This is a genomic window from Pontixanthobacter rizhaonensis (genome assembly GCF_012972675.1).
GTDB lineage: Bacteria > Pseudomonadota > Alphaproteobacteria > Sphingomonadales > Sphingomonadaceae > Pontixanthobacter > Pontixanthobacter rizhaonensis.
In genome coordinates this window covers 430,481-446,300 of sequence record NZ_JABCRE010000003.1, presented here as the reverse complement: position 1 = coordinate 446,300, position 15,820 = coordinate 430,481, and the positions used below count along the sequence as shown (strand labels likewise).

The 15,820-nt window shown below is 56.1% G+C and carries 17 protein-coding genes; 6 read left to right on the top strand and 11 right to left on the bottom strand.

Going from position 1 to position 15,820, the window contains the following annotated elements:
* Positions 1 to 4: 4 nt before the first annotated feature.
* The 4 genes from HKD42_RS09955 to argB all read right to left on the bottom strand — a co-directional run bounded on the left by HKD42_RS09955 (position 5) and on the right by argB (position 2,963).
* Entirely contained in the window at positions 5 to 772 is a 768-nt protein-coding gene (locus HKD42_RS09955; RefSeq protein WP_170012947.1) for a hypothetical protein, read from the bottom strand.
* Positions 769 to 1,665 carry a bifunctional methylenetetrahydrofolate dehydrogenase/methenyltetrahydrofolate cyclohydrolase FolD gene (gene folD, locus HKD42_RS09950; RefSeq protein WP_170012945.1) on the bottom strand — a complete coding sequence of 299 codons (897 nt, stop codon included), beginning with the start codon at positions 1,663 to 1,665 and terminating at the stop codon, positions 769 to 771. Before folD ends, HKD42_RS09955 begins: the two co-directional genes overlap by 4 nt.
* Complete coding sequence (locus HKD42_RS09945; RefSeq protein ID WP_170012943.1) at positions 1,662 to 1,943, bottom strand: YggT family protein; 282 nt, start codon at positions 1,941 to 1,943, stop codon at positions 1,662 to 1,664. The genes folD and HKD42_RS09945 overlap by 4 nt, the downstream gene beginning before the upstream one ends.
* Positions 1,944 to 2,024: 81 nt before the next feature.
* The gene (gene argB, locus HKD42_RS09940) at positions 2,025 to 2,963 is read right to left on the bottom strand and encodes an acetylglutamate kinase (RefSeq protein ID WP_170012941.1); all 939 of its coding nucleotides are present in this window, start codon (positions 2,961 to 2,963) and stop codon (positions 2,025 to 2,027) included.
* Between the two features lie 255 nt (positions 2,964 to 3,218).
* Here argB and HKD42_RS09935 point away from each other — a divergent pair, with 255 nt between their 5' ends.
* The 6 genes from HKD42_RS09935 to HKD42_RS09910 all read left to right on the top strand — a co-directional run bounded on the left by HKD42_RS09935 (position 3,219) and on the right by HKD42_RS09910 (position 6,384).
* A complete protein-coding gene (locus HKD42_RS09935; RefSeq protein WP_343042314.1) occupies positions 3,219 to 3,527 on the top strand; it encodes a thermonuclease family protein in 309 nt (102 codons plus the stop codon).
* A gap of 177 nt (positions 3,528 to 3,704) precedes the next feature.
* Positions 3,705 to 4,097: a thermonuclease family protein gene (locus tag HKD42_RS09930; RefSeq protein WP_170012937.1), complete on the top strand. Its 393-nt coding sequence runs from the start codon at positions 3,705 to 3,707 to the stop codon at positions 4,095 to 4,097.
* Between the two features lie 79 nt (positions 4,098 to 4,176).
* The gene (locus HKD42_RS09925; RefSeq protein WP_170012935.1) at positions 4,177 to 4,551 is read left to right on the top strand and encodes a DUF4870 family protein; all 375 of its coding nucleotides are present in this window, start codon (positions 4,177 to 4,179) and stop codon (positions 4,549 to 4,551) included.
* Complete coding sequence (locus HKD42_RS09920) at positions 4,551 to 5,219, top strand: hypothetical protein (protein ID WP_170012933.1); 669 nt, start codon at positions 4,551 to 4,553, stop codon at positions 5,217 to 5,219. Before HKD42_RS09925 ends, HKD42_RS09920 begins: the two co-directional genes overlap by 1 nt.
* Before the next feature lie 285 nt (positions 5,220 to 5,504).
* Entirely contained in the window at positions 5,505 to 5,993 is a 489-nt protein-coding gene (locus HKD42_RS09915) for a hypothetical protein (RefSeq protein WP_170012931.1), read from the top strand.
* A complete protein-coding gene (locus HKD42_RS09910; protein WP_170012929.1) occupies positions 5,986 to 6,384 on the top strand; it encodes an endonuclease domain-containing protein in 399 nt (132 codons plus the stop codon). The genes HKD42_RS09915 and HKD42_RS09910 overlap by 8 nt, the downstream gene beginning before the upstream one ends.
* A 332-nt stretch (positions 6,385 to 6,716) precedes the next feature.
* Here the strand turns inward: HKD42_RS09910 and HKD42_RS09905 are convergent, their stop codons facing one another.
* The 7 genes from HKD42_RS09905 to HKD42_RS09875 all read right to left on the bottom strand — a co-directional run bounded on the left by HKD42_RS09905 (position 6,717) and on the right by HKD42_RS09875 (position 15,763).
* Complete coding sequence (locus tag HKD42_RS09905) at positions 6,717 to 8,030, bottom strand: hypothetical protein (protein ID WP_170012927.1); 1,314 nt, start codon at positions 8,028 to 8,030, stop codon at positions 6,717 to 6,719.
* A gap of 56 nt (positions 8,031 to 8,086) precedes the next feature.
* Positions 8,087 to 9,154, bottom strand: coding sequence for a ribonucleotide-diphosphate reductase subunit beta (locus HKD42_RS09900; protein ID WP_170012925.1), 1,068 nt, complete (start codon positions 9,152 to 9,154; stop codon positions 8,087 to 8,089).
* A 196-nt stretch (positions 9,155 to 9,350) separates the two neighbouring features.
* Positions 9,351 to 10,709: a GntP family permease gene (locus tag HKD42_RS09895; protein ID WP_170012923.1), complete on the bottom strand. Its 1,359-nt coding sequence runs from the start codon at positions 10,707 to 10,709 to the stop codon at positions 9,351 to 9,353.
* A gap of 90 nt (positions 10,710 to 10,799) precedes the next feature.
* Positions 10,800 to 10,973 (bottom strand): hypothetical protein, encoded by a 174-nt coding sequence (locus HKD42_RS09890; protein ID WP_170012921.1) that lies wholly within the window; start codon positions 10,971 to 10,973, stop codon positions 10,800 to 10,802.
* Between the two features lies 1 nt (position 10,974).
* The gene (locus HKD42_RS09885) at positions 10,975 to 11,265 is read right to left on the bottom strand and encodes a hypothetical protein (protein ID WP_343042311.1); all 291 of its coding nucleotides are present in this window, start codon (positions 11,263 to 11,265) and stop codon (positions 10,975 to 10,977) included.
* A gap of 138 nt (positions 11,266 to 11,403) precedes the next feature.
* On the bottom strand, positions 11,404 to 13,332 hold the full coding sequence (locus tag HKD42_RS09880) for a ribonucleoside-diphosphate reductase subunit alpha (RefSeq protein WP_425500389.1): 1,929 nt from the start codon (positions 13,330 to 13,332) through the stop codon (positions 11,404 to 11,406).
* Between the two features lie 739 nt (positions 13,333 to 14,071).
* Positions 14,072 to 15,763 (bottom strand): serine hydrolase domain-containing protein, encoded by a 1,692-nt coding sequence (locus HKD42_RS09875; RefSeq protein ID WP_170012917.1) that lies wholly within the window; start codon positions 15,761 to 15,763, stop codon positions 14,072 to 14,074.
* Positions 15,764 to 15,820 lie beyond the last annotated feature (57 nt).

The window sequence follows — 15,820 nt, the reverse complement described above, 5'->3', positions numbered from 1 at the left end:
TTCTCTAATCGGCAGAAGCCGGTCCCTTAGACTCGTCTAGTGCGAGTTTCCACTCTCCACCTTCGACATAGTGCGCAACTATCCGCCTGCCACCATCGCTGTCATGTTGCCATCGCCATTGGAGCGTCCTGTCGCGAGATATTCCTCCAGCCTGTTCTACGCCATCTATAAGTGGCGCAGCCATGGGCGCTGGAGTGGGCAGGTCCCGTTTGGGGCAATCTGCCACGAAGCCTTGAATGGTATCAAACGCAGTGACTCGGATTTCATTTTCCGAGGCAGAGCCGCTTGGCGAGGGAGGTGGTGGCTGCGGATTGTCCAGCGCGGCCAGATGATATTTCCATTGATATTCGTTGGGGCCGGAGCTCTGCCACACCCTCACGAAATCGCCCACTTCACCGGCAGGGGTGCGAAACCGCCCCTTGCTGAGTGCGAGACTGCCATCGCAGCTGATCCAGACAGAGCGCGGGTTCCATCGCGCTGTTTCTGACGGGTTGCCTTGGCGTGAAAGCCATTCGGCCGCGGATACTGGCCCATCTTGCTGATGAATAAGCGCCCCTATTGCAGCGTAATCCGAGAAGGCCGACCATTGGCCGGTTTCGCGGGCCAGTCGTTCAAAAGCGACCTCGGTGGCGACTACCTTGCTGGGTTGACCGGCACCGGGGGCAATCGCCAAGGCGCGATCAATCCGCTTTTTCAGTGCGCCGGACGGGGCCCCGCCGGTGCAGCCGGCCAGAAATGCGGTTGCAATGGCAAGACCGATCAAGCGCATCATAGGGTGGTGTCAGTCAGCGCGATATTCTCATTCCGGTGCGCAGCCACCAGAGTGTTACGAAGCAATACTGCAATCGTCATCGGGCCAACCCCGCCCGGGACTGGCGTGATAGCACCAGCCACTTCACTCGCCTCGCCATAGGCGACATCGCCCACAAGCTTGCCTTTCTCAGCGCCAGGTTCCGGCGGCAAGCGGTTGATGCCCACATCGATCACCGTGGCGCCCGGTTTCAACCAATCGGCCCGCACCATTTCAGGGCGGCCAACAGCAGCCACAACGATATCGGCGCCTCGCAGAAGTTCAGGCAGATTTTTCGTCCGGCTATGTGCGATTGTAACGGTGCAGCTTTCAGCCAGCAGCAATTGTGCCATTGGCTTACCAACCAGAATGGATCGGCCAATCACGACTGCGTTCATGCCGCTGAGGTCGCCGTGAATATCCTTTAGCAGCATCAAACTGCCAAGCGGTGTGCATGGCACCAGCCCGTCCAACCCGAGGGCAAGGCGGCCCGTACTGACAGGCGTAAGGCCATCGACGTCTTTGGCCGGAGCAATCCTGTCCACCACCGCCTGCTCGTTCAAATGAGCCGGCAAAGGCAGCTGAACCAAGATCCCGTCTACTTCCGGGTTAGCATTGAGCGTGTCGACCAGACCTTCAAGTTGTTCTTGGGTGGCATCTGTAGGCAGACGGTGTTCAAAGCTGTTCATATTGGCGGCGACCGTCGCCTTGCCCTTGGAACGGACATAGACCTGACTGGCTGGATCATCCCCCACCAGTACGACAGCAAGCCCCGCCTTACGGCCAGCTTTACCGGCGAAATCAGCCGCAATGGTACCCACGCGTTCGCGTAAACCGGCAGCGAAGGCTTTTCCGTCAATCCGCCGTGCGCTCATGATGTGGCGACGCTTTGCAGGATGATCATCAGGGCGTTGAGGCCAAGAATCAAAACCAATGGTGAGAAATCAATCGCCCCGGTTGAGGGCATAATCCGGCGGATCGGGCCAAGAACAGGCTCCATCAGCGCGTTGATCGAAGTATAAATCTGTACGACAAACTGGTTGCTTTGGTTGATCACATTAAACGCGAACAGCAAGCCGATCACGAACTGGATGATGACCAGCATCACAAACACGTTGATCAGCATTCCGAGTATCTGGATAAAGGCAATCATGGGTTAGGCTTTCAAAGATTGGAAACTTGGTACTACTCATATGTGGTCATTTTCAGGTGTATCAACACCCTAACACAGATACTAGGTGCTTTTTGACCCCACACTATTCCGGGCGCTGACAAGCGTACCCGCCCCGCGCGAGGTGAAGAATTCCAGTAACATGGCATGTGGCACGCGCCCATCCAGAACAACAGCCGCATCGCACCCCGCCTCTACTGCGTTGACGCAGGTTTCCAGCTTGGGGATCATGCCGCCGCTGATGGTGCCATCCTCTTTCAAGGCGGCGACATCATCGGGTGATAGATCGGTCAGAAGCTTTCCGGTTTTGTCAAGTACGCCAGCCACATCAGTAAGCAGGAAGAGCCGCGCTGCACCCAGCGCAGAGGCTATCGCGCCCGCCATCGTATCGGCGTTGATGTTGTAGGTATGGCCATCTGCGCCCGCGCCGATCGGTGCGATTATCGGGATCATCCCCGATGCCACGACCGTATCGATGATGGCAGTATCCACAGTGGTTGGTTCACCAACGAAGCCCAGATCAATCGCGCGTTCGATGTTGCTTTCCGGGTCGCGCGCAGTCCGTTCTACCTTGGTCGCGGTGACCAGGCCGCCATCTTTTCCGGAAATACCAATGGCCTTGCCACCTGCTTTGGCGATCCAACCGACCAATTCTTTATTGATCGCGCCGGATAGTACCATTTCAGCGACTTCGGCTGTGGCTTTATCGGTCACGCGGAGGCCGTCGATAAATTCGCTCTCCACCCCCAGCTTCTTAAGCATTGCGCCGATTTGCGGGCCGCCGCCATGCACAACCACTGGATTAATCCCGACTGCGCGCAGCAGCACAATATCCTCTGCAAACTCGCGCGCAGCTTTGGGATCGCCCATCGCGTGGCCGCCATATTTCACAACAAATGTCCGCCCGGCATAACGCTGGAAATACGGCAAAGCCTCGATCAGCGTTTCCGCCTTGGTCAATGTGGTTGTGTCGTCCGAGGGTGGTGTGTCGGCGGCGCTCATGGCGGAATCCTTCGCGGTGTATTGGTGGCGTTTAGCGGTTCCCTGCGCGGTAGGGAAGTATCGCGGTGCCTGCGCGTGGATAGGAATTCTACTTAAGTACCCATACGAATTGGATGCCCTTCTGAAAGCGAGCAGGCTTTGGGCGTGTTCATCCTGTCCTTGATCATAGCCAATGCCGTTTTGCAGGCGGGTATATCCGATGTACCAGCCCGCAGTCATATCGCCGCTTTTCAACCATGCGGAACTGGCCCCCGAGTGACGTGCATTGTCGATGGTGACACTTTCTGGCTCGATGGCCAAAAGGTTCGCGTGGCGGATATCAACACGCCGGAAATATCCCGCCCACGGTGCGCGCTTGAGAAAGCTAAGGGGGACAAAGCGACTGCCCGCATGATGCAGCTTCTTAATCAAGGGCCGTTTGAACTCGCACGCAACGGCCGGGACGAGGATCGGCATGGGCGTAAGCTGCGTATCGTCATGCGGGGCGGGCAATCGCTGGGCGATACACTTATTCAGGAAGGGCTGGCCGAGCCGTGGATAGGGCGGCGCAAAAACTGGTGTTGACCGTTCGGTCGCTGCTCTTTTCTGCCACGTGGAATTCTGGAACAGCACGGCATGGTCAAACCACCGCGCTTCCATACCAAACCCCTCCGACGGCGCCGGCGTACGCCCGGTGCGCTTTGGAAAACGATCAAGGCGCTCCTCACATTGCTCAGCGTGTTAGCGATTGGCGCGCTGTTAATGCGTTACAACGCGGCGACTGAAGATTGGCAACCATCGAGCCAGCGCTTTTCCTTATGCAGCGACAGGTCATCAGATGCGTGCGTGATTGATGGCGACACGATCATCATTGGCAAGCGCAAGATCAGGCTCACGGGCTACAACGCTCCGGAATTGGCGGGGGAATGTCCGGCAGAAACCGCTCTTGCCCGCAAGTCCCGCGATGCGCTTCTGCAATGGCTCAACCAAGGCGCGTTTGAAATGAGCGGCGGTGATGAGGCTGCCTATGACCAATATGGGCGGGAGCTGCGCGAAATCCGGCGCGGCAATGTGCTGCTGGCGGATCGCATGATCGACGCTGATCTTGCGCAGGGATCGGGCTGGGGTTTCGTGCGCGGCGGGTGGTGCGAGTAACCCCGCCAGAGCGCGGCACTTTCCAGTTGCCCGGTTCATCGTTAGAGTGCTCCAGATGCATTAGAGGGGACATGCTGCCATGACCAATATACCTGACCAGAAAATACCGACACCGCCCGCCAATGGCGGTTTTGACCTTAACAACCCGACGATTATCAGCCTGCTCTATCTGGGGTCGTTCATCACCGGGATTACGGGCTTGGTCGGGATTATCCTCGCTTATGTCTGGCGCGGTGATCAGGAGCCGTGGGCCGCATCGCATTTTACCTTCCTTATCCGCACATTCTGGATTGGCCTGATCGCATCGATTGTCAGCGCCATGCTGACCATTATCCTGATTGGCATCCCGATGCTGATTGCCGTGTCTGTCTGGTTCGCCGTTCGCAGCGTGGTGTCGATTGTCAAAGCCCAGCGCCGCGAACCGATGCCAAACCCGGAAACGCTGTGGATCTGATGCGCAGCGTCCTTCGCAGCTCTGCCGCCGCGTGTGCCATCCTCGCGCTGGCGGCGTGCGGTCAACAATCTGCCCCTGCGGAAACCGCTCCGCAGGATGCCTTCTGGGCGGCGCTATCATCGCATTGCGGCAAAGCGTTTAACGGGCGCTTGACCAGCCAGGACGCAGCCGACGCCGATATGGCCGGCAGCGCGATGGTGATGCATGTCCGCGAATGCAGCGACACGTCGATTTCGGTGCCGTTCCATATCCAGGAGGCGGACGGCGAATGGAACCGCTCGCGCACTTGGGTTGTCACCCGCACTGGGGATGGCCCCAATACTGGCCCCAACACCGGCCTGCGCCTGAAGCACGACCACCGGCATAAGGATGGGGAGCCTGATGCCGTCACCATGTATGGCGGCGATACAGCCGATGCGGGGGAGGCGGGCGCGCAGCAATTCCCCGTCGACCAGTTCAGCATCGATATGTTTAAGCGTGAAGGGCTGGACGTCTCCGTTACCAATGTGTGGCGGGTTGAAGTGGATCCGGCAGATGCGGAGAATGCGCAATTCGCCTATCAATTGAAACGCACGGTGGAAGGCGGAGCGCCTGAGCCGCGCCTGTTCCGGGTGGAATTTGACCTGACCAATCCGGTGGAGCCGCCGCCCGCCCCGTGGGGTTTTTAACCCGCACGGAACAGATCACCGCGCAATATCCCCCGCCCCCCGCCCCCCGCCGCGTCGCGCCGCGCGAAGTTGACAAAGTTGACACACTGTCACCCGGCATAATATCGCCCAAACCATTGATAATGGGCGGGTTTTCTCTCTCTGGCGAAGTTGACACATGCAAGAAAGAAATGGCGGTGGTTCGCGGGGCAGGCATGGGCGCAGCCTAGCGCATGAACCACAGTGTAGGACAGGGTTCTAACACCTGTCTTTGCGCCGCCCGCCGCCTTGCGATAAGCACCCGGTATGAGGATCACGGAACGCCCCTTGCCCGCAGACAGCTTGCTCGCGCTGCATAATCCGCCCGCCGCCTATCATGATTGCTTTACCGCTGATGTCGCGGGCGCGGTTACGCTGCCCGAATATATCACCGCGTTCTATAACAGCGCCGCCTTCCGGCCCGAACGCTGGGCGCTGCGCCTGATTGGGGCAAAGCTGCCCGGCGGATTGGGCGCGGTAGAGGTGGCCGCACTGGCCAGCGGAGAGGCCAACACTTTCGCGGCATGGAGCGTGGAGGCACGCACCGATACCGAAATCCTGCTGAGGGATTTTCAAGGGCGGACGTGCAGTTGGCTGAAAGCCGAACCCCTCGCCAGCGATGCCCCCACTATCGCCCGCACAACCCGCCTCTATTTCGGCAGCGGCGTGCGCCAGCCCGATACGCCGATCTTCAAAATATTGATGCCGGTGCACCGCTGGTACGCAAAGGCGCTACTCCGCTCTGCCATTGGCTGACTGGAAACCCCGCAACACGCGCAGGGCCCGCGCGCTGCGGCGTTGCGCCACACCGGCAGAACGCGCCCTGTGGGCCTATCTGTCGCGGTCTGCATTGGGGGTGAAATTCAGCCGCCAAATGCCGGTCGGCCCGTTCTTTGCCGATTTCCTCTGCCGGTCACTTAAGCTGGTGATTGAGCTGGATGGCCACTCGCACGATATCGCGCCGCAGCGCGACCCGATCCGCGACCGCTGGCTAATCGATCATGGCTATAGCGTGCTGCATTTCACCAATGGTGATATTCGCGGCAATGTAGAGGGTGTGGTCACTACGATCCGCCTGAAAATTGAGGAACTTCAATCGCTCCCGCCCGCGGGAGGGAAGCGAGACGTATCCGGGCCACCGGATTAGTCGCAGCAGGGTGGGCCAAAGCACACAATACGCGGCTGTTACCAAGCTGAAAACCCGGACCAAGCCAGTGCCCACCCCTAACCCCTCCCGTAAACGGTAGGGGGACAAGACCACCAAGACCCAACATCCGCCATATCCTCCCCTCCCGCAAGCGGGAGGGGCTGGGTCTCCACTATTCATATAGAGTACCAAAGTTGGCGATCACTGCGCTCAACAGTTTCCGAAACTATGGACGGTCAAAGCCGGCTATTCACGACCAGCCGGCCTTAATCATGGTTCATCTGGTATTTGGGCAGCACCCTTCGGTTTCGTTAAACGTTCGATTTGGTAGTTCAGGAATCGATTCCATCAGATTTGTTCTGATCCTTCGACGGTCCACTTGTGCTTGAGGCCAGAAAACCTGGTAGACGAATCTTGATCGCTTCCCTGAACGGCGTTTTGCGCAAAAGCCTCTCTGGATGTTCCGCAAAGCGTAGAAGGAGGCTGCCCCTCAACTGCTCCAGCAAAGAGTCATCGACAGACAATTCGTCCTTATACCCAGAGTATGCAAGCGAGGCCGCCGCTTTCTCAGCATAGTCCATCCGCAATGTTTCAAGCGCCGAAATTTGTTTCGTAGTGAAATATATTACATATACTAAAGGAGCCAATACAGTAGCCCTGAGGAGCGTAATGTAAATCGCTCTACTATCTAGAATAGCACCATTACCATCAGCTGCAGTTCGTTCCAGAGACGGGAGCACGTAGAACGCAGCAATGAACACTGCAGCTATAGCTGTGACATATAAGATTCCCGTGAATACGTAAGACTTGGCTTTTAGCCCCGCGGATTCTTTCAAATAGGAAGCGGCCAGTCCTGCTTGATTTGACAGTGAGAGAACATCTTGAGCACGATTCTCGACATCTTTTAGTCGACCCAGCAAAGCATCGATTTCGAGTTTCGTTTTGTTTAGTGTCAAGTTTGATTGTTCTACCAGAGCCTTCGCGGTTGCACTTTTTGTTAGAACATCGTCAATTTGATCTAACTTGGCCTCGGCTCTACGCTTTAGTGATTCAAGTGACTTTCCCCGAGCATCGCCAGAAGCCAATTTTTCAACAAGGACTCGAACTTTTTTTATTTTCTCAGCAGCTTCCTTTGCGCTTTCGCTTGCGACATTGGTTGAAGCCTCTGCGTTCTTGGCGTTTTCTTGGAAGCTCTCGGCAGAGGCTGCCGCATTTTGTGAGATTTGTTCGTAGCTCTGCGCGTCTACACTTAACCTTTGCAGTTCTCGAACGTACTGATCCTTGACTTCCCGCACTTTATGATAGTGTTTGCCGACGGCCTTCGAAAGCCGACTTTCGCAAGCAATAAGACCAGAAAGTGTAGTTTTAACAAAATTATCTCCGCCTGCCTCGATCGCACTTGGAACATCTTTGGCTAATGAGACTGCATATTCACCGATATGCCCACTTGTATGCGCTAAATATTCTGGATGTTGCACATTCCGTTGGTCGACTTTCTTTAACAGCTCTGAAATGCCGGTAAGTAGACGATAAAAGTCCTGATGCCAAAACCCCGGAATGACTTCTCTAATCGTAGGTCCTTGCCGAATGAATAATCGCCGCGCTTCAGCTGCGGCTTCATCAAATCTAGATTGGAATCCTGACAAATAAACCTCCACACATTTAGATGGCTATTTAAGGAACAATCTAGAACGCGCAAGTTTTACTCCGCCGCAACAGGCTCCCCGCCAGTATCACCGAACAGGCCCGGGCCGTCATCGACGGCTTCGTCATTGGCTTCATCACCGGCGCCCGCTTTTTTGCGGTTGTCGAAGCTGGACCAGACATCTTGCCAATTGCCCTTGGTCGCGCCTTTGGAATATTCGGTCGCGCGGGTTTCGAAGAAGTTGGCGTGCTCCACACCGTTCAGCAGCGGGGCGAGCCATGGCAGCGGGTGGTCCTCCACCATGTAAATCGCCGGTAGGCCCAGCTGGCTCAGCCGCCAGTCCGCGATGTAGCGGATATATTTCTTGATCTCTTTCGCGGTCATGCCGGGCACGGGGCCTTGCTCGAACGCCAGATCGATGAAGTTATCTTCCAGACGGACTGTTTTCTGACAGGCGTCGATAATGTCTTCTTTGACCGCTTTGTTCAGGCAGCCGGTTTCCTCGCAGAACGCGTGGAACATCCGGATGATGCCTTCGCAATGAAGGCTTTCATCGCGGACAGACCAGCTGACGATTTGGCCCATGCCCTTCATCTTGTTGAAGCGCGGGAAATTCATCAGCATGGCGAAGCTGGCGAACAGCTGTAGCCCTTCGGTGAAGCCGCCAAACATGGCCAGCGTACGGGCAATATCGGCATCATTATCAACGCCGAATTCTTGCAGATAATCGTGCTTGGCCTTCATTTCCTCATATTCGAGGAACATCCCGTATTCGCTTTCGGGCATCCCGATTGTGTCGAGCAAGTGGGAGTATGCCGCAATATGGACGGTTTCCATATTGGAGAATGCGGCGAGCATCATTTTCACTTCGGTCGGCTTGAAAATGCGGCCGTATTTTTCGTGATAGCAATCCTGCACTTCTACATCGGCCTGGGTGAAGAAACGGAAGATTTGCGTCAGCAGATTACGCTCATGATCGGTCAGGTTTTGCGCCCAGTCACGGCAGTCTTCCCCCAGCGGAACTTCTTCCGGCATCCAGTGGATTTGCTGTTGGCGTTTCCAGAAATCAAACGCCCAAGGATATTCAAAGGGTTTGTAAGTCTTTCTGGCTTCGAGCAACGACATGTAGTGTCTCCGTGGGATCAAATGAACTATTGGTTGTACAGAATCAGATTTGGGAATCGAGAGCAAGTGCAAAGATTGCACGTGGATAAGTGGTTGCAAAAAACGCTTGCTGAAACGCGGACTGAGGGTCTGTGCGGATTCGCCCTAGCGCCAAGGCTCGCAAAAAGTTTTCACCTGAAAACCTTGCCACGCAGATTTAGGTGATCATCGCCAAACCGACCGTCAATAATGTCGCGACTACGGGCACAATGACGGTCACCACGCCGACATCCTTATAGGCCTGTTTATGGGTCAGCTGCGTAATGGTCAGCATCGCGATCACCGCGCCGCAATGGGGCAGGCTGTCAAACCCGCCGCTGGCCATCGCGACAATCCGGTGCAGTTCTTCCGGATCAATACCCTTGGCCAGATACGGGTCGGCCAGCGTCGCCATGAAAATCTGCAACCCGCCCGACGATGAACCGGTGATCCCCGACACGGCACTGGCGGCGGTAAAGACCGATAGCAGCGGCGGCAGATCCGCGCCCAGCACTGCGGAGGTGAAAGTGGCAAACCCGCTTGTTTGCGCCACAACGCCGCCAAATCCGATCACCGCTGATGTGGCGATCAACGGCATAATCGCATCCTGCGTGCCATTGCCCATTAGCCGCAGCCCGCCTTTGCGGATTGCCGGGAACAATGCGACCGCGATGACGCTGGCCAGGATCAGCGCCATGGATGGCCATATCACCGGCTGGCTATTGGCGAATTGCAGGATGGCAGAACTGCCCCCGATACCCGCCAGTTCCAACAGCCGCGGGGCCAAAATGGTGCCGATCACAACGATCATGGGGATCAGCGCCAGTGCCCAATGCGGCATATCCTTCTGGATCGCGTCCAGATCGGGAATGACATCATTCGGCCCGGCAACAAAGCCTTCGCCCGCGGCGCGCGCTTTCACCCGTTCGCGCTCCAGATAGAACATCCCCAGCGCCAGCATCACAGCCCCGCCAAACAGGCCCAGCCCGGCGCCGGCAAACAAATCCGTGCCCAGTTTCAAGGTCGGGATGACATTGTGGATCGACGGCGTTCCCGGCAGCGCCGTCAGCGTAAATGTACCCGCACCCAGCGCCGCCGCGCCGCAGAACAGCCGCTTGGGAATGTCCGCCTCTTTCAGCAAGCGCAGGCCCAGCGGGTACATCGCGAAAATGACCACGAACACCACCACTCCGCCATAGGTCAGCAGCGCGCAAGACAGCACCGTAATCCACAAAGCCCGGTGCGCGCCTAGCCGCCGGACCAGCGCCATCGCGATGCTGGTGGCGGCGTGGCTATCACCCATCAGCCGCCCGAATATGGCGCCCGCCGCGAACAGCAAAAAGAACCGCCCGGCAAAGGTAAAGGCGCCCAAATCACCAAAGGCGTAAGAATTGGAGAGGCTGTCTGCCAGGGGCAGCGCATTGGTGGCGATCACGACAAGAGAGCACAGGACAGAGGCGAAGACGATGTTCACATCGCGCAGCGCCAGCCAGATCAACAGACCGAGGCCCGCCAGCAGGCCCAATAATCCGATCATCCCAAACTCCTCTAAAACCCTAGAACTCCAAAAAACCCGGCTATCAGCGGCGGACGCTTTCTGCGCCTCTGTCTCGCTGATGCCATACGATTAGCTCAATAATTCAAAACTTTGCCATATCAGAAACACCGCAAGACCGCCGCACACGCTGCCAAAACCGCGCCCGACCAAGGGGCGTTTCTTGCCGACCCCGCTCCACAAGACAAAGGCCAGAAATAACAGCGCGGCAATACTCAGCGCATTGAAAACAAGCTGTGCGACCATATCAGCCTCCGCTCTTTTTGGAGCCGAAGAACGATCCGCCGCCCAGCACCGTAATGCCTAGGAAAAAGCCGAAATCGTACCAGCCGCCTTTATTGGGTACGGCATAGACCGCAATGTCGGGGTTGAAGAGCGATCCGATAAAGGACCACGGAAAGATAAAGCCGTGCCAAATGCCCCATAGAAAGCCGGGCGTTCCAACTTCTTTGGTAACGCCCGCATCAATTTGGGATGCACAAGCGGAGAGGGTGACCGCCAGCAGTATGGCAACCGCGGCTGTGCGGATCGGGTTCACAAGTCTCTCCTTTAATCCAAATTCGAGATGTAGGTAACATGGCCACCTACAACCGAAAAGGCCGAACCACATGACGGCTAGTGTCAGTGATACGGCCTTTTCAGATTACCCGCGTTCATTCACATGAACGGAGCGCATTTACTGGCAGCTCAAACATTCCTCATAATCGGTTTGCGGTGCGGCGGCCATTAGTTCGATTGTTGCGGCGTCAGCGGTGTTGTCCGCCTCTACACCGCCAGCAAAACCGGCGCGTTGGATTGATTTGGAGCGCAGATAGTACAGCGATTTGATGCCTTTTTCCCATGCTTGGAAGTGCAGCATCATCAGATCCCATTTATCGACATCAGCCGGGATAAACAGGTTGAGGCTTTGTGCCTGATCGATGAATGGCGCGCGGTCGGCGGCATATTCGAGCAGATAGCGCTGATCGACTTCAAAGCTGGTTTTGAAGGTCGCTTTTTCTTCTTCGCTCAGGAAGTCGAGATGCGCGACGCTGCCGCCATTTTCCAGAATGGAATTCCATACATTGGTGGAATCCTTGCTCTTATCGCGCAGCAATTTTTCCAGATACGGGTTCTTCACAACGAAGCTGCCCGACAGGGTTTTGTGCGTGTAGATATTGGCCGGGATCGGTTCGATACAGGCGCTGGTGCCGCCGCAGATGATCGAAATAGACGCAGTCGGGGCAATCGCCATTTTGCAGCTGAACCGCTCCATAGAGCCCATTTCTTCTGCATCGGGGCAGGGGCCGCGCTCATGCGCCAAAACCATGCTGGCTTCTTCTGCTTTGCCGCTAATGTGCTTGAACATTTTCAGGTTCCAGACCTTCGCCATGGAGCCTTCCAACGCAATGTTTTTCGATTGGAGGAAGGAGTGGAAGCCCATCACGCCCAAACCAACAGACCGTTCACGCATCGCGGAATATTTGGCCCGTTCCATTTCTGGCGGGGCGCGGTCGATATAATCCTGAAGGACATTATCGAGCATCCGCATCACATCTTCGATGAAGCCTTTTTCCTCGTTCCACTCATCCCATTTTTCAAGGTTGAGCGATGACAGGCAGCATACGGCGGTCCGGTCATTGCCAAGGTGGTCGATACCGGTCGGCAGAGTGATTTCGCTACACAGGTTAGAGGTGGACACTTTCAGGCCCAGCTCGCGGTGATGCTTGGGCATCATCCGGTTCACTGTGTCGTTAAAGACGATGTAAGGCTCACCCGTGGCGAGGCGTGTTTCAACCAGTTTCTGGAACAGGCTGCGCGCATCCACTTCACCGCGTACTTCGCCGGTTTTGGGTGATAGCAGCTCAAACTTATCGCCGGACCGGACTGCTTCCATGAATTTATCGGTCAGCAATACGCCGTGGTGCAGGTTCAATGCCTTGCGGTTAAAATCGCCCGATGCTTTGCGAATTTCGAGGAATTCTTCGATTTCCGGGTGCGATACGTCGAGATAGCACGCGGCCGATCCGCGGCGCAGCGACCCTTGCGAGATTGCCAGCGTCAGACTGTCCATCACGCGCACAAACGGGATAATGCCGCTGGTTTTGCCGTTCAGGCCAACCGGTTCCCCGATACCGCGCACATTGCCCCAATAGGTACCAATGCCGCCGCCCTTGGATGCGAGCCAGACGTTTTCATTCCACGTATCAACAATGCCGCCAAGGCTGTCGGATACGGAATTGAGATAGCAGGAGATCGGCAGGCCGCGCGCGGTTCCGCCATTCGACAGAACCGGTGTCGCCGGCATGAACCACAAGCGGCTGATATAATCATACAGGCGCTGGGCGTGTTCCTGATCATCCGCATAGGCATCAGCCACACGCGCAAACAGATCCTGGAATTTTTCACCGGGCAACAAATAGCGGTCAATCAGCGTTTCTTTGCCAAACTCGGTCAGCAGATCGTCACGGCTTTCATCAATCGTGATGGTGAACCGGCGGTCATTGACCTTCTTACTATCGTCTTCGGGCGCGGCAGCTTTGGCCATTTCGCCCATGGCACCAGCAAGCGCTTCGCCAGCTTTCGCGGCGATCAGTTCTTCACTGCCCAGATCATCATTTTCCATCGCCACTGCTGCTTTCTGTTGTGCCTTAGGCGCGTTGGCTGGGGCGGTATCCTCACGAGTTGTTGTCTCGTTTGTTTCCTCAAGGCCCATTGCCGCTTCGTCCCCAGTCCGTAATTCCATGTGTGCTGCCCGCCTTACCAAATTGTCGCCATCCGTTTCCTGATGGCCGATGTTCTCATTCCGTTCGATTCGGCGGAGTATGCTCCACCTTAGCATTTCTGCGCCGACCGCGGGGGAATTACTTATCCCCGTAGATACCCCCAGACCTGCATTTGCCCTGCCTTTACCGCCCAAATCCAGACCGAATCATCCCCCCGCAGGCTTTTCAGTCCGTTTCGGTGAACAACAAGGTCTAGTAGGTGCCCCCTCAGGCCTAACCACTAGATAGTGAATCAATGGCGACTCTGGCGCAAGAGGGTAAATCGAAATTAACCACCTTCAGCCTGCCATGATTGGGGGTGTGTTAGGTTGCTGCAACGCAGCGACGCGGCAGAAATCCTCAGGTCTTGCGCAGCGCAAGACCTTAAATGAATCTGGGAAAAAATATTTTGCGGGAAAAGTGAATTTCAGGGCTTTGATTCAATCGAATCGAGGCGCGTAATTTTTGTGCGCGAGACGGCCTCAGGCAGCGGCTAAATTACCGTGCGATTTGATCCCCACGTTTGACCGTATGCTGAAAAATACTGACCCTGCGAGCCGTTTGTCGCTCACAGGGTCAATCACATTCCTAAAGCGGGGCTTAGTCTGTTTCGGTCATTGGCGTCAGATCAATGGACTGGCCGCCTTGCTCGATAGTCAGTTTGGTGACGATATCATTGTCTACCGTAAACACGATTTTCGCACTGACACCTTGGACGTTAAACTCCGTCTCGCTTTCCGGCCGCAGCACGAGCGCCGGCTGTCCGCCAAGCTTGCCAGTGATACCGCCGCCTTCGCGCGGCGCGATGACCAATTTTCCGACTGCGGGACTTTCATATGTACCGACGTACCGTGCCAATACGGTTTCTGAGACGGTAATGTCCGCTATTTCGGGCATAGGTCCGACATATTTGGCAAGCTCAGCCTTTTCCGCGCCGTTCTGGTGCATCTGCATGACCAGCTGACCACCCTCTTCAGCTTCGATCTGCATCCATGTCAGGCTGTTCGGGCCGTAGAAGAAGCGATTGCCGCCGGCGGGGAACACTTCACTTTCAGAACCGCCGCTGCGCAGGGTGTAGAATTTACCGTCGCGGGCAAAGAACTGCCGGGTATCTTCCCCGTTGATTTGATAGACACCCAATAGCGGTTCCACCGCCGCCATATCGACTTCTACTTGGCTAAATTCGGGATAGGGGTTCTCGATTGCCATTGCAGCAATCCGGTTCATCACCATGCCGGGGCTGGTTTGCGGTGCATCAGAATTGGCAAAAACCGCGACGAACACGTCATGCTCTGGCAGATATACGCTGTCGGTCGAAAATCCGAAGACACCGCCGCTATGGCCAAAGGCTTTGGCGCCGCGAACATCGCTTTGCCCCATGCCATATCCGTAATCGATATCTGTGCCATCTGGCAAAACGGTGGGCGAATTCATCGCTGTGTAGCTCGTTTGGCTCAGCACTTTGCCGCTATGTAGTGCGTTGGCCCAGCTTGCCATATCCAGCACATTGCCGCGTAACGCGCCTGCTGCGTGCGGGACCTGTGCGTGCACTTTTTGCGATAGGCGGAAGGCCCCGTCTTCGCCGCGAACGGAATAACCAATTGCCATATTGGGCACGCTGGCTTCATCTTCAAAACTGGCGATGGTGGTCAGGCCCAGCGGTGCGGAAATGCGGTCGACAATCGCTTGATCCCATGTCTTCCCCGTTACTGCTTCGATAATCGCACCGATCAGCACGTAACCGCTATTATTATAATTGAAATTGGAACCCGGCTGGAACTCCATCGGTTGATCGCTAAATTCGGCGATCAATTCGGCCGTGGTGAACGCCTTCTGTGTATTCACTTCGCCCATCCATCCAGGAATGCCGGTGTAGGATTGAATACCAGATGTGTGGTTGAGCAAGTGCCGCACTGTTACTTCTTTCCCAGCACCGGGATAGTCGGGCAGGAACTTTGACAGCGGATCATCAAGCGACAGCTCGCCTTCATCAGCCAATTGCAAAATCACCGCAGCGGCGAATTGCTTGGTGATCGATGCAAAGCGAAAGACCGTGTCGGGCGTCACTTGCGCGCCTGTTTCCAGATTGGCGACGCCTTGCCCGCCGCTGTATATCACTTCACCATTTTCGGTCACAACCACCGCCGCGCCGGGTCCGTCTTCGGCATAGGATTTGTCGAGCAAGGCTTCGACATCGGCCGCCAGAGTGTCGGGCGCGGCCAGCGCCGCATGAGGTATAAAGCTAACGCTGGCTAAAGCGGCAGCGAGGACGAGCGGCGCACGTGATACCATGATCATTTCTCCCATAGGTGATTTACTAACGTAATACACTTATGGGGAATGACAAGT

What these genes read in the sequence shown, in the direction of transcription:
- HKD42_RS09895 (WP_170012923.1), bottom strand. Translation starts at nt 10,709, where the DNA reads ATGATCGGATTATTGGGCCTGCTGGCGGGCCTCGGTCTGTTGATCTGG.
- HKD42_RS09915 (WP_170012931.1), top strand. Translation starts at nt 5,505, where the DNA reads ATGAGGATCACGGAACGCCCCTTGCCCGCAGACAGCTTGCTCGCGCTG.
- HKD42_RS09925 (WP_170012935.1), top strand. Translation starts at nt 4,177, where the DNA reads ATGACCAATATACCTGACCAGAAAATACCGACACCGCCCGCCAATGGC.
- HKD42_RS09920 (WP_170012933.1), top strand. Translation starts at nt 4,551, where the DNA reads ATGCGCAGCGTCCTTCGCAGCTCTGCCGCCGCGTGTGCCATCCTCGCG.
- HKD42_RS09900 (WP_170012925.1), bottom strand. Translation starts at nt 9,154, where the DNA reads ATGTCGTTGCTCGAAGCCAGAAAGACTTACAAACCCTTTGAATATCCT.
- HKD42_RS09875 (WP_170012917.1), bottom strand. Translation starts at nt 15,763, where the DNA reads ATGGTATCACGTGCGCCGCTCGTCCTCGCTGCCGCTTTAGCCAGCGTT.
- HKD42_RS09890 (WP_170012921.1), bottom strand. Translation starts at nt 10,973, where the DNA reads ATGGTCGCACAGCTTGTTTTCAATGCGCTGAGTATTGCCGCGCTGTTA.
- HKD42_RS09945 (WP_170012943.1), bottom strand. Translation starts at nt 1,943, where the DNA reads ATGATTGCCTTTATCCAGATACTCGGAATGCTGATCAACGTGTTTGTG.
- HKD42_RS09930 (WP_170012937.1), top strand. Translation starts at nt 3,705, where the DNA reads ATGCGTTACAACGCGGCGACTGAAGATTGGCAACCATCGAGCCAGCGC.
- HKD42_RS09955 (WP_170012947.1), bottom strand. Translation starts at nt 772, where the DNA reads ATGATGCGCTTGATCGGTCTTGCCATTGCAACCGCATTTCTGGCCGGC.
- HKD42_RS09880 (WP_425500389.1), bottom strand. Translation starts at nt 13,332, where the DNA reads ATGGAAAATGATGATCTGGGCAGTGAAGAACTGATCGCCGCGAAAGCT.
- folD (WP_170012945.1), bottom strand. Translation starts at nt 1,665, where the DNA reads ATGAGCGCACGGCGGATTGACGGAAAAGCCTTCGCTGCCGGTTTACGC.
- argB (WP_170012941.1), bottom strand. Translation starts at nt 2,963, where the DNA reads ATGAGCGCCGCCGACACACCACCCTCGGACGACACAACCACATTGACC.